At 29.0% G+C, this 12,947-nt stretch carries 16 protein-coding genes; all 16 read right to left on the reverse strand.

What is annotated here, in order from left to right:
- Positions 1-5: 5 nt before the first annotated feature.
- Positions 6-668 (reverse strand): L-serine ammonia-lyase, iron-sulfur-dependent subunit beta, encoded by a 663-nt coding sequence (gene sdaAB / locus ACLGL0_RS02575; RefSeq protein WP_314558504.1) that lies wholly within the window; start codon positions 666-668, stop codon positions 6-8.
- Positions 668-1,615 (reverse strand): tRNA modification radical SAM protein MnmL/YtqA, encoded by a 948-nt coding sequence (mnmL, locus tag ACLGL0_RS02580; RefSeq protein WP_411013512.1) that lies wholly within the window; start codon positions 1,613-1,615, stop codon positions 668-670. The genes sdaAB and mnmL overlap by 1 nt, the downstream gene beginning before the upstream one ends.
- Complete coding sequence (locus ACLGL0_RS02585) at positions 1,615-2,055, reverse strand: peroxiredoxin (protein WP_411013513.1); 441 nt, start codon at positions 2,053-2,055, stop codon at positions 1,615-1,617. Before ACLGL0_RS02585 ends, mnmL begins: the two co-directional genes overlap by 1 nt.
- A gap of 1 nt (position 2,056) precedes the next feature.
- The gene (locus ACLGL0_RS02590) at positions 2,057-2,905 is read right to left on the reverse strand and encodes a Cof-type HAD-IIB family hydrolase (RefSeq protein ID WP_411013514.1); all 849 of its coding nucleotides are present in this window, start codon (positions 2,903-2,905) and stop codon (positions 2,057-2,059) included.
- Positions 2,906-2,961: 56 nt separating this feature from the next.
- Positions 2,962-3,264: a DUF1292 domain-containing protein gene (locus ACLGL0_RS02595; RefSeq protein WP_411013515.1), complete on the reverse strand. Its 303-nt coding sequence runs from the start codon at positions 3,262-3,264 to the stop codon at positions 2,962-2,964.
- 143 nt (positions 3,265-3,407) lie between these two features.
- Entirely contained in the window at positions 3,408-4,340 is a 933-nt protein-coding gene (locus ACLGL0_RS02600; RefSeq protein ID WP_411013516.1) for a DUF4097 family beta strand repeat-containing protein, read from the reverse strand.
- A complete protein-coding gene (locus ACLGL0_RS02605; RefSeq protein ID WP_411013517.1) occupies positions 4,333-4,947 on the reverse strand; it encodes a DUF1700 domain-containing protein in 615 nt (204 codons plus the stop codon). Before ACLGL0_RS02605 ends, ACLGL0_RS02600 begins: the two co-directional genes overlap by 8 nt.
- The gene (locus ACLGL0_RS02610; protein WP_411010275.1) at positions 4,940-5,260 is read right to left on the reverse strand and encodes a PadR family transcriptional regulator; all 321 of its coding nucleotides are present in this window, start codon (positions 5,258-5,260) and stop codon (positions 4,940-4,942) included. Before ACLGL0_RS02610 ends, ACLGL0_RS02605 begins: the two co-directional genes overlap by 8 nt.
- A gap of 560 nt (positions 5,261-5,820) precedes the next feature.
- The gene (locus ACLGL0_RS02615) at positions 5,821-6,597 is read right to left on the reverse strand and encodes a hypothetical protein (protein ID WP_411013518.1); all 777 of its coding nucleotides are present in this window, start codon (positions 6,595-6,597) and stop codon (positions 5,821-5,823) included.
- Positions 6,598-6,748: 151 nt separating this feature from the next.
- Positions 6,749-7,384 carry a V-type ATP synthase subunit D gene (locus ACLGL0_RS02620; protein ID WP_233056139.1) on the reverse strand — a complete coding sequence of 212 codons (636 nt, stop codon included), beginning with the start codon at positions 7,382-7,384 and terminating at the stop codon, positions 6,749-6,751.
- Between the two features lie 13 nt (positions 7,385-7,397).
- Positions 7,398-8,774 (reverse strand): V-type ATP synthase subunit B, encoded by a 1,377-nt coding sequence (locus tag ACLGL0_RS02625; protein WP_233056138.1) that lies wholly within the window; start codon positions 8,772-8,774, stop codon positions 7,398-7,400.
- Complete coding sequence (locus ACLGL0_RS02630; RefSeq protein WP_411013519.1) at positions 8,767-10,536, reverse strand: V-type ATP synthase subunit A; 1,770 nt, start codon at positions 10,534-10,536, stop codon at positions 8,767-8,769. The genes ACLGL0_RS02625 and ACLGL0_RS02630 overlap by 8 nt, the downstream gene beginning before the upstream one ends.
- Before the next feature lie 16 nt (positions 10,537-10,552).
- Positions 10,553-10,861, reverse strand: coding sequence for a V-type ATP synthase subunit F (locus tag ACLGL0_RS02635; protein WP_233056135.1), 309 nt, complete (start codon positions 10,859-10,861; stop codon positions 10,553-10,555).
- On the reverse strand, positions 10,854-11,840 hold the full coding sequence (locus tag ACLGL0_RS02640) for a V-type ATP synthase subunit C (protein WP_411013520.1): 987 nt from the start codon (positions 11,838-11,840) through the stop codon (positions 10,854-10,856). The genes ACLGL0_RS02635 and ACLGL0_RS02640 overlap by 8 nt, the downstream gene beginning before the upstream one ends.
- A gap of 13 nt (positions 11,841-11,853) precedes the next feature.
- Complete coding sequence (locus ACLGL0_RS02645) at positions 11,854-12,405, reverse strand: V-type ATP synthase subunit E (protein WP_411013521.1); 552 nt, start codon at positions 12,403-12,405, stop codon at positions 11,854-11,856.
- 34 nt (positions 12,406-12,439) lie between these two features.
- Positions 12,440-12,925, reverse strand: coding sequence for a V-type ATP synthase subunit K (locus tag ACLGL0_RS02650; RefSeq protein ID WP_411013522.1), 486 nt, complete (start codon positions 12,923-12,925; stop codon positions 12,440-12,442).
- Positions 12,926-12,947: the final 22 nt, after the last annotated feature.

The following is a 12,947-nucleotide window of genomic DNA, read 5'->3' on the forward strand; positions in this document are numbered from 1 at the left end:
ACCTCCTATAATGGTTTTAAAATCATACATTCTAACATATCTGGTAATTTACTTATTCTATAAATAGCCATTTCATCAATTCCACCATCAATTTCCATGATAGCTGAAGCAACTCCGTCTTCTCTATTCATAATTAAACTACCGATATTTATCTTGTTTTCAGCTAAAATTGTACTTACTTGTGCAATCATTCCATATCTATCATTATATTTGAGGATTATAGTATTATACAATCCTCCAAATTTAACTTCAACACCATTTATATTCGTAATTTCGATTGCTCCACCACCAATTGATGAACCAATTACATAGAAACTTTCTCCATTTTGGTCAATGAATTCAGTTTTAACAGTATTAGGATGAGCATATAACAAATCCATTGGAACAAAAGAAAAATCAATTCCTCTACCTTTTGCAATATTTAAAGCATCTCTAATTCTTTCATCATCAGTATCATACCCTAAAATTCCACCTACTAAAGCTCTGTCAGTGCCATGACCTTGGTATGTGTTTTTAAAACTACCATGTAAATGAAAAATTACTTTCTTTATATCTCTTGCATAGATTATTTTAGCAATACGTCCAAGTCTACAAGCTCCTGCAGTGTGAGAACTTGATGGTCCAATCATTATTGGTCCTATAACATCAAAAAGTCCATAGTTTTTCATTATTTTTTCACTACTCCTTCAAAATTATTAAACAAATCACCTTGTTTATAATTATTTTTTTCCATTTTTACTAAAATTTCATCTCTAATTTTCCACCAACTCGTATTCCAATTACAGAAAAGACTATTTTCTTCTGGTACACGACCAAGCAATCTTTGTAACACTATATTTTTATCTAGATTTCTCAAAAAAGCTATAACTAAATCAATGAACTTTTCCTTCGTTATCAACTCAATTTCTCCTTTTGAGTACATTTCTCCTAAAACTGTATTTTTAACAATATATAGCGAATGTAATTTAACCTCTTCAACATTTAAAGCAGATAAAATCTTTGCAGATTCAACCATATCTATCTCATCATCCCAAGGCAATCCAACAATAATATGTGTACAAACTCTAAATCCAAATTTATGAATTAAATTGACTGCATTTATAAATTCAGCCAATGTATGTCCTCTGTTAAGTTTAATTAAAGTTCTATAATTTACAGTTTGTAATCCAAGTTCAAAGTCAATTTCTAAATTTCTGCCATTTTGAAATTCTTTCAAAAATAATAATTGTTCTTCTAAAATACAATCCGGCCTTGTTGATAAAGAAATACCAATTATATCATCATCAACAATACTATCTTCTATCATCTTTTTAAAATCGTCCATTCCAAGATAAGTATTTGTGAAATTTTGAAAATACACAATAAATTTTTTCGCATTATATTTTTTAGAAATATATTCTTTATTTCTCAAAACTTGATCTTTAACAGACATAGAAATATGGCAATTTTCAAAAGAACCACCTTCTTCTCCACAGAAAATACAACCTCCTGTAGCGATATTTCCATCTCTATTAGGACAGCTCAAATTTAATTTAACAGGTAACTTATAAACTTTTTCTCCATAAATATCTCTTAGATATTTTGAATACGTTCTGTAAAAATCTTCCTCTAACATTATAATTCCTTCAACGCTTCTAAAACTTTTAAAGCATGATCTTTCGCTTTTACATTTCTAAATTCTTTTAGAATATTTCCTTTATCATCCAAAATAAAAGTGGATCTAACAGTTCCCATATATTCTTTACCATATAATTTTTTCATTTTCCAAACATCAAAATGTTCTTGAATTGATAAATCTTCGTCTGAAACTAATTCCACAGTTAAATTGTGTTTTTCTATAAATTTCTTGTGGCTTGCAAGAGAGTCCTTGCTAACCCCAATAACAACTGCATTCAACTTTTCAAACTCATCTTTAAGTTCGCTAAATTGAATTGCTTCCAAAGTACATCCTGAAGTATTGTCCTTTGGATAAAAATATAATACTATTTTCTTTCCTTTATACTTATCTAAAGAAAATTCACCATTTATTCCATTAAATTTTAAATCACAAGCCATATTATTCTCCTACAATATCTTTAAATATTTTCTTCAATTCAAAATATACCCCATCTTCATTATTTGTAAATTCGGTTATATTATTTGTTAAAGATTTTAACTCTTCAATACCATTTTTCATAGCAAAACCCATACCTGAGTTTTTAACCATTGACTTATCATTAAATTCGTCACCAAAAGATACAACTTCTGAAAGACTAATATTCTTGCTCTTAAGATAGTTAGTTATAGCGATCCATTTATCTGCTTTTTTAGATTGAAATTCCAAAACTTTTTTCCCGTTTGGAACAAAATACATATTTTTAACTAAATCTTCTTCATCTTTGAAATATTCAAAAAACTCATCAATTCTTTCTTCTTTATCTAAAAAAGCAATACATAAAACAGTTTCTAAAGATTCTACATCAATTTGACTAAAATATCTTACACTATCAACAGCAATTTTTTTATCAACAATATTTTCTTCGAAATGACTCTTCTTTGGTTGTCCATCTTTTATAGCTAAATGATAACCATCAACAAAAGAGTCTACATAAATATATGGATTCATTCCACATTCTAATGCTTTATTATAAATTTCTAAAAACTTACAATTACTTACATATTCAACATTTACTAATTTATTAGATTCCTTAAATCTGCTCATAGCTCCATTATTTGCACATACCATTATATCTCTTTTTAAAGGTTTCAAAAAATCTGATACCATATAAAAATGTCTTCCAGTAGCGATTATAACTTCTATACCATTTTCAATCAAATTGTCTAACAATAAAAAACATCTATCAGATATTTTTTTATCATCATCCAATAGAGTTCCATCTAAATCTAAACAAACCGCCTTAAACATAAATCCCCTCTTTCAAAAAAATAAAGTGCCGATAACGGCACTTTATAGACTTCTTATTATTCTTCGTCTTCTTCAACTAAAGCATCAAATGCATCAGAAACCTTACTGAATTCTTCATCATCTTCGATTTCTTCTACTTCATATTCTCCGTCTTCTTTTTCTATATATTTGCAAAGTAAGATACTTCCATCTTCTTGACTTTGAAGTGCTATATATTCTTTTTCTTCCACTTCAAAAACTCCGATAACTTCAAAAGTTTCTTCTTTTCCGTCTTCGTTTTCAAAAACTAATAATTCAGCTTCTAATTCTTCTTCGCAACCACATCCGCAGCCACATCCACAGCCTTTGTTTTCTTCCATTTTTATGCCCTCCTTAAAATTTTAAAAATCTTAGATTTTTAAACTCATAAAAGATATTTATCACAAATTATGAAATACATATCTATATTAATAATACCACATTTTTATAAAAAAACATAGCTTTTTTATAAAAAATTTTTTAATTAATTTTTTTCTAATTTTATATTTCCTGCTTTTGATTTCAATCTAATCTTTACTGTCTTAGATTCTTCTCTATTTTTATTGAAATCTTTATCTATATATATATTTCCTACATCTGAATCTAAATCCACATCATAATTTACATTTTCATCATAAAGCAATGAACAATTTACATTTCCGGCGTTATTTTCAACTTCTAGTAATTCATTTATTTCAACATTAGAAAACGAAACATTTCCAGCTTTTTTATCTACTTTACATGAATTAAATTTAGAATCTTCCACATATAGATTGCCCGCTTTATTCACTGATCTAAAATGATTTGAATTATTAACTTTATTCAAATCAATATTACCTGCTAAATTTGTTAATTCAATATTCTCTGAATTTATATTCTTTAATTCACAGTTACCAGCATTTTGACTAATTTTTATATTTTTAATATTAACATCTGAGATTGTCACTTTACTACTAAAACTATTAAAATCAAAGTTTTCTAATTCAGGTTCAGAAAGATATAAAACAAAAGATTTATTACTTATCTCATCATTGAATAGAAGATTTTTATAGAAATTTAAATTAATAATTATGCTAAAAGAAAATTTACTATCTTCTTCTAAATCTTCTATTAATAGCTTTCCTTCATTATTTGTTATTTTGAAGTCTTCTTTATTTTCAGAAAAATATTCAATATAGTTTTTTCCATTTTCAGACTTTTTAATTTTAAAATTTGATTTTGTAAATTTTACTTCTGTAGAAGTAATTTTATCTAATTCCATAGTGTATTTATTAACTTTAGTACTGTTACCTAATCTATAACTATCTATATCGGTATCTTTTAAATACTCTAAACCCCCATTTTGAATTCCTAATAAAAATAAAACAAAACCTAAAATTAACATTATTATAGAAGTTTTTAATACTTTATTATTCATACTTTTTACCTCTTCTTCTTGAAATATATGAAACAGTTTCTTTACATAAATTAATTAAAAAACTAACAACATATTTGCCAGCTATATATAACAATCCATTAAGCCCTAATATAATTAATCCGCACCCAAGAAGAAACATTCCTCCTGGAATAGATAAAAGAAATATTGTAAATAGTCCTGCAATAAGGAACTTAAAACTAAAAAATATGCCAACTAAAGAAAGAGCAAATAATACAAAAATTATAGAAACACAAATCATAAAAAAAGATAAAATTATACTAATCACAACAATTGTAGCTGGTATTCCAAATGGAGCAGCTAATATACAAAGTATGGCAATCAAAAAAGTTCTTAGTAGTTTATTTTCTCCAAAATTAAAAAGCTTGTTTTTTCCTTCGTTTTTACCTTTATTTTCATTTAACAACTTCGATAGAATTTCACTTGCAGCAGTACTTGGAGAACCCAATTCTCTTATTAAATCTTGTTCACCTTCAATTCCAACTTCTTCAAAATATTCTTCAAAATAATTCATAGTATCATCATAGTCTTTTTTAGGTAATCTCTTCAAATATTTTGATAGTTCTTTAAGATATTCTTCTCTATTCATTGAACACTCCTCCTATAATTATTTTGTCAACTTCATCTCTATACTCTATCCACTCAGATTTTAAAAATCTAAGCTGAGTTTTTCCACTAGATGTAATTCTATAATACTTTCTTTTTCTTCCATTAAATTCTCCATCATAAGTTGTTAAAAACTCATTTTGTTCCATCTTTTTTAAAATTGGATAAAGAGTTGATTCTTTTATATCTGAAATTTTTTTTACACTTTGACTAATTTCATATCCATAGGAATCTTTAACATCTAAAATTGATAGAATTAAACACTCAATCAATAACGCTGAAATTGGATAATACATAATTCACCTCTATATAAATTTCCAATATATAAATTTTTAATATATAAAATTTTTATATATTAATATTAGCACAAAACATTTCTTTTGTAAATAGATTTTTTTAAAATTTTTTTAATTTGCATTTTTTCAATTGATAATGTTAAAATTATAATATTTTTTACAATTTTATCTACAAAACTTAAAGTTATTCACTATTTTTATAAAAGTTATCCACAAAATAAAGGGCAAAATATCCACTTATCCACAAGTTATTCAACTTATCCACAATTTTACATAAGGGTATTTACTTTTTTTATTATCATTTAGTCAATCATAATAGTGATGTTAAGTGATAAATTTGCTCCTATAAAAAACACGTCAGTAGCATAAAAATAGTGCAATTGTGTGATAATTTTGTATTATAACATAAATTATTAGGTGGTTTTTAATCAAAAAATAACTACTAACCTCAACGATGACTTACATTAAGTGGATACCCAAGAACCTTATTTCTTTGTAATAAAAAAGTTTATCAACATAAATTGATAAACTTAATTTTTTAATATTAACTTTTTATAAAATTACTTTTTGTTTTTAAATAATTCTAAATAAAGAGTGTAAGCTGTATATCCAAAAACTGCAACTGCTCCAAGGTAAACTAAAACTGTTAAATATAACATAAAAGTTGAAGCCTTAGAAAACGCACCTTTTAAGACGAAATTTCCGATTTCTGTTACTAGAAGTCCACAAATGAAATATAAATTCTTTTTAGTATTTAAGAAATCATTTCTCTTATCAAGAATTGTAGTTTTGTAGTAGATAACTGCTAATAAAATTAATGATAAAAATATTAAAACATGTGCAAAGTCTCTTAGATTTGCAACAGTTTTTAAAGATTCTAACTTAGACATAGTTTTTGATAAATTTGCTACTACATTTTGTCCATTTGAAGATGAGTTATTAAAACTACCAAAGCTTATAAGTTTAATAATCATATATAGTAAATTTAATGAAAATACAGCTGAAAATCCACAAATAATATAATCTAATAAGTTCTTTTTAGAAATAATTTCATCGAATTTTGCTTTAACGTCAACTTGATCATTTGAACAGCTTTTACAATCAGCTTTAGCTTCTTCTACTTTTTCTTCAACAACTTCTTTAGCATGTTCTACTTTTTCTTCAGTAACTTCTTTAGCATGTTCTACTTTTTCTTCAACAACCTCTTTAGCTGATTCTACTTTTTCTTCAGCAACTTCTTTAGCTTGTTCTACTTTTTCTTTAACAACTTCTTTAGCTGATTCCACTTTTTCTTCTACTTTATCAACTTCTGATCCTTCTTTTTCTAAATTATCCATGATATCCCCCTTTAAATATATTATATAATAATTTAACAATTATATTATACTTTTTTATTATACTATTACATAAAGACTTTTTCAAGTAATTTTTATATAATATTATAGAAATTTAATAAAAAAAGCTGTTGCAAGTCGCAACAGCTTTTTATTATGCTTGTTTAGCTATTATATCCTTAACTTTCATAAGTCTTGTAATAGTAGCTCTTTCGTTTTCATCTAATTTCATTCTGATGAATTTAATTGTTTCTTCAAGATCTGGAATTGTTCTATACTCAAGAGCATTTACTCTTCTACGAGTTTTTTCAATTTCATCTGCCATAAGCTGACAAGCTTTTTCAACTTCTGCAAGTTCTAAAAGCATGTCCATTACCGAATGTAGTTCTAAAATAGCATCATCAAGTTCAGAAGATGTTTGAGCATAACCATAAGGGAAAATTGCTCCACTTGTTTCTGTTCTATCAAATTCCATTTTAGGAATATTTACACTCATTACATTCTTTGTTTCAATGGCAACAGATACTTGTTCTTTCGGAAAGGCCACAGCTTGTTCCAAAAATTCGGGACTCATAACAGCACTGGCTAAAAGAAAAGATTTAAATGAATTTGAGAGTTCTTTTTCAACTTCAATACGAAGTTTTTTGTTTTTTCTAATCATTTCTATAAATCTTCTCATAAGTTCGTCTTGTTTATCTTTAAGAAGTTTATGACCTCTTTTAGCAGTTACAAGTCTTCCTTTAAGATTTGAAAGAGCCATACGTGTAGGATTTACATTTAGCTTTGCCATCTATATCTCCCCTTTATTCTGTCTTTCCTAAATATTTATCAATATATTCCTCTCTAATTCTCTTAAGTTCTGTTCTTGGAACTATACTTAATAATTCCCAACCTAAGTTTAAAGTTTCTTCTATAGTTCTATTTGTTTCGTATCCTTGGTCAACATATCTCTTATCAAAAGCGTCTGCAAATTTTGCAAATGCTTTATCTGCTTCTGATAATGCTGATTCACCTAAGATTACTGCTAATTCACGAGCTTCTCTACCAGATGCATATCCAGCATAGATTTGGTTCATTGTATCAGCATGATCTTCTCTTGTCTTTCCTTTACCGATACCTTTATCTTTAAGTCTTGATAATGATGGAATTACAAAGATTGGTGGTTGAATACCTTGTTTGTATAATTCTCTTGAAAGAATAATTTGTCCTTCAGTGATATATCCTGTAAGGTCAGGAATTGGGTGAGTAATATCATCTTCAGGCATTGTTAAAATAGGAATTTGTGTAATTGATCCTGGTCTTCCTTTAAGTCTTCCGGCTCTTTCATAAATTGTTGAAAGGTCAGTATATAGGTAACCTGGATATCCACGACGTCCTGGAACTTCTTTTCTGGCTGCAGAAACTTCACGAAGTGCTTCAGCATAATTTGTAAGGTCAGTTAAGATTACCAAAACATGCATTCCTTTTTCAAATGCTAAATATTCTGCACAAGTAAGAGCCATACGAGGAGTTGCAATTCTTTCGATTGCAGGGTCATTAGCAAGGTTCATAAATAGAACAGCTCTATCTATCGCACCAGTTTTTGTAAAGTCATCAATAAAGAATTGAGCTTCTTCAAAAGTAATACCCATTGCCCCGAATACTACGGCGAATTTTTCTCCACCACCAAGTACTCTTGCTTGTCTAGCGATTTGTGCTGCTACATTGTTATGAGGAAGACCTGAACCTGAGAAAATAGGTAACTTTTGTCCTCTAACTAATGTATTAAGTCCATCTATTGTAGAAATACCTGTTTGAATAAATTCTGAAGGATAGTCTCTTGATACAGGGTTAATTGGAGAGCCATTAATATCAATCTTCATTTCAGGAATAATCTTAGGTCCTTTATCAATAGGATTACCAAGTCCGTCAAAGATTCTACCAATCATATCTTCAGAAACGCCAAGTTCAAGTGGATGACCTAAAAATCTACAAGTTGTATCTCTTAGGTTAATTCCTGATGAGCCTTCAAACAATTGAACCATTGCTTTATCTCCATTAATTTCAAGAACTTTTCCTCTTCTCTTTTCTCCGTTTTGAAGTCTAACTTCAACTAACTCTTCGTACTTAACTCCTTCGACACCTTCAACAACCATCAAAGGTCCTACTACTTCTTTTACTGTCTTATACTCTTTAAGCATTAGAGTTACCTCCTTCGCTTATTAATTTTTCAATATCAGCTTTAACTGTTTCAAATAATGTGTCAAATTTTTCTAATTCATTTTCAGAAATATTTTTACTTCTTGTTATTCCTTCACGAGAATTAATCTTCAAAATTTCATCAAGATAAACACCTGAATTTAAAGCTTTTTTAGCTTCTTCATAGAATCCTAAAATAACTTCTAACATTTTGAATTGTTTTGGAAGTGAACAATAAGTATCAACTTCATGGAAAGCATTTTGTTGTAAGAAATCTTCTCTTAAAGACTTAGCAACTTCAAGCTTTAATTGATCTGCTTCTGAAAGTGAATCTCTACCTACAAGACGTACAACTTCTTGTAAATTAGATTCTTCTTGTAAAAGTGCCATTGATTGAATTCTATGTTCTGAGAATTTTTTATTTATATTTTCATCCATAAATTTATCCATTTTATGTTGATATAGTGAATAAGAGTTCAACCAGTTAATAGCTGGGAAATGTCTTCTGTATGATAATGCATAGTCAAGTCCCCAGAATACTTTTACAATTCTAAGTGTTGCTTGTGAAACTGGTTCAGAAATATCTCCACCTGGAGGAGAAACGGCTCCGATTACAGTTAAAGCACCTTCTCTATCTTCACCTAAACATTTAACAAATCCAGCTCTTTCATAGAAGTCTGCAACTCTTGATGCAAGATATGCAGGGTAACCTTCGTCACCAGGCATTTCTTCAAGACGACCAGACATTTCACGAAGCGCTTCTGCCCAACGAGATGTTGAGTCAGCCATAAGTGCTACTGAATATCCCATATCTCTAAAGTATTCTCCAATAGTAATACCTGTGTATATAGAAGCTTCACGAGCAGCTACTGGCATGTTAGAAGTATTTGCTATAAGAACTGTTCTTTTCATAAGTGATTCGCCAGTCTTAGGGTCAATAATTTCTGGGAATTCCATAAGAACGTCAGTCATTTCGTTTCCACGTTCTCCACAACCTACATAAACAACAATTTCTGCATCTGCCCATTTAGCAAGTTGGTGTTGAACAACTGTTTTTCCTGAACCGAAAGGTCCTGGAATAGCAGCAGCTCCACCTTTTGCAACTGGGAAGAATGTATCTATAATTCTTTGACCTGTTACAAGCGGTCTAACTGGATCCAATTTTCTTGAATATGGACGTCCACGACGAACTGGCCATTTTTGAATCATATTTAATTCTTTAATTCCATTTTCAGTTTCAATTTTGCAGATAATTTCATCAACAGTATGTTCTCCTGAATTAATTTCTACAATTTTACCACTTACTGATGGTGGAACCATAATCTTGTGAGAAACAACTGATGTTTCTTGTACTGTACCGATTACATTTCCTTCTGAAACTTCATCTCCAACATTTACTGTTGGTACAAAATCCCATTTCTTTTCTCTATTTAATGGTAATACGCTTACACCTCTTAAAAGAAAATCTCCTGCTTTAGCTTGAAGAGCTTCAAGAGGTCTTTGAATACCGTCGAACATTTGTTCTATCATTCCAGGTCCAAGTTCAATAGAAAGTGGATTACCTGTTGATACTACAACATCTCCAGGTCCTATACCAGTTGTTTCTTCATAAACTTGGATTGAGGCTTTGTCGCCTCTCATTTCTATAATTTCTCCAATGAGCTTATTATCAGAAACTTCAACAACATCATATACGTTCGCATCTTCCATTCCTTCTGCAACTACAAGAGGTCCGGAAACTTTAATAACTTTACCGACTTTCAATATAAGCCCTCGCTTTCTATAATATATTTGATCCAACAGCTTTTTCAACATTCTTGTTGATATTATCTAAGCCTATATTCAAACTACCTCTGTTGCTAGGTATTAAAATTACTGCTGGAATAACTTCATTGTTATATCTTTGAATAGTTTCTGGAATTTCTTGTGCTAATTGTTCAGTAACAAAAATAATTCCATATTCTTCTTTTGCTAGTTTGTCAATAATTCTTCTGGCTTCATTACCTTCGATTGCAGTAAATACATGAACTCCAAGAGCTCTAAAGGCAAGAACTGAATCCTTATCGCCAATTACAGCTATCTTATACATAAACTTCACGCAACCTTTCCTTAATAAAATCAGCAGATAATCCATTGACTTTTCCTACTAAAATAAGTCTTAAATTCTTAATTTCCAATTCTTTAGCAAAAAGGAAACTAAAAATAACTTCTGCTCCATAATGGATGGATTTAGCTTTTCTTACAATTTCAACTAAATAGTCATCCATACTTTTTTCAAAACTATTAAGAGAATTAGTGTTTTTATACTCTTCAACGATTTTAGAAAGAACTCTACCAATTTTATATGCTTTTAACTTAACAGGTAAAATTTCTATATCTTCATAAAACATATCTAAAATCTTATCAGTTTCAACATCTCCACCTTTAATTAAAACTTTTTCTAAAGTTTCCTTTACTTGATTTTGTTTTCTACATCTTATGAAAGTTCTAAGATTTATAAAATCAATCATAGCTTTAAAATATTCTGTAATCATTTCAAGTTTAAATCCTTCTGCTAAACTTAAAACTTTTTCAAAATATTTTTTATCTATAAAGATATCAATGTCTTGAGGATCTTTAGTAGTTTCAAAGAAATCTAAACATTCCTTAAAATCTTTTGATAATCCCTCATCATTTTTTAAAGCTAATTCTCTAAATGCTTCAATTTCATTTCCATCTAACATACAATACATGGAGTCAAATTTTTCTTTTAAAATATTTTCTTTTACCAAAACTTTTAAGTTATGATAATCATATTTACAAGAAAGAATTTCAACTAAGGACTTCTCTGGAGAAATTTCCATTGCCTCTTTGTATGTCTTATTCAAAACTTCTGATAAAACCTGTTCATAATTCTCTGGTCTATCTAGTTTTGAAAGTTCGCTTGAATAAGAAGTTTCATTTAGCAACTTAATTGCATCTTCAAGATTTTTTGCATCTGCAAGTCTTTGAAGTTGTTGTTTAGTAAGGAGTTTTTTCTCAGCATGACGAATTCTAACACTTGATTGGATAAAATTTTCTCTATCCATAATACACCTCCTATTAACTAAATAACTTTTCTGCTACTTCTTGTTCCAAGTCTTCCTTTACTAAATCTATTAAACTTGAAAATTCGTTATTTAAAATTATTTTTCCATTTCTTAGTGAAAATCCACTTTCAACAGTATCTTCTGATACCTTAATACCAAACAATTTTTCTCCTGCAAGTTTCTTTTCGCTTTCTGTAAGAATAATTTCACTATCTTCTTTAACTTCTAATTTCTTTAGAGAATTTTCTACAAAACTTAAATAATCTTCATGATTTAATGTTTTTAATTTTTCTTTAGTCAATTCAAAAACTTTATTTATCATTTCTTGTTTTGCAACCAAAACCATATCTCTTGCTGTTAAACTTGAGTTTGAGATTATTCTATCTTTAGATTGTGCGCCCTCTACTTTTGCTTTTTCAACTATCTTGTCAGCCTTTTTTTGAGCTTCACTTTCTGTTTTTCCAACAAGATCTGCAACATCACTTTTAGCATCTTCTACTATTTTTTCAGATTCATTTTTAGCATCTTGAAGGATTTCATCTATTATATTGTCCAAATTAGACATTCAATCACATCCCTTTTATTTTATTTAATGCTTTTTATTTGAATGCAACGCTTGAAAGTAGTAAGAATGACATTGCAAATGCTAAGATTGCGTAAGTTTCAACCATTACTGCAAGGATAATACCTTTTGTTTGATGTTCTTCGTTTTTAGCTAAGATATTAATACCTGCAACAGCTACTCTCGCTTGGTAATAAGCTGATTTTAATCCAACGATACCAACTGGTAATGAAACCATAACATAGTATAAACCTTCAACTAAGCTCATATCTACTCTTAATTTAAACATTATGAAAAGTCCAATTACAAATCCGTAAAGTCCTTGTGTACCTGGTAATAATTGTAATACCATTGCTTTACCAAATTTTTCTGGTTCATCAATAACTAATCCTGCAGCAGCTTCCCCTGCCATTTGAACACCTCTTGCAGATCCAATACCTGCTAATAATACAGCTAGTGCTGCTCCTAATATACCAAATACAACTCCACCATTTTCTGCTAATACAGCCATAAAATCTTTCATAACAAAATCTCCTTTTCGTTTG

Source organism: Parvimonas pharyngis, from assembly GCF_046569675.1.
Lineage (GTDB): Bacteria > Bacillota > Clostridia > Tissierellales > Peptoniphilaceae > Parvimonas.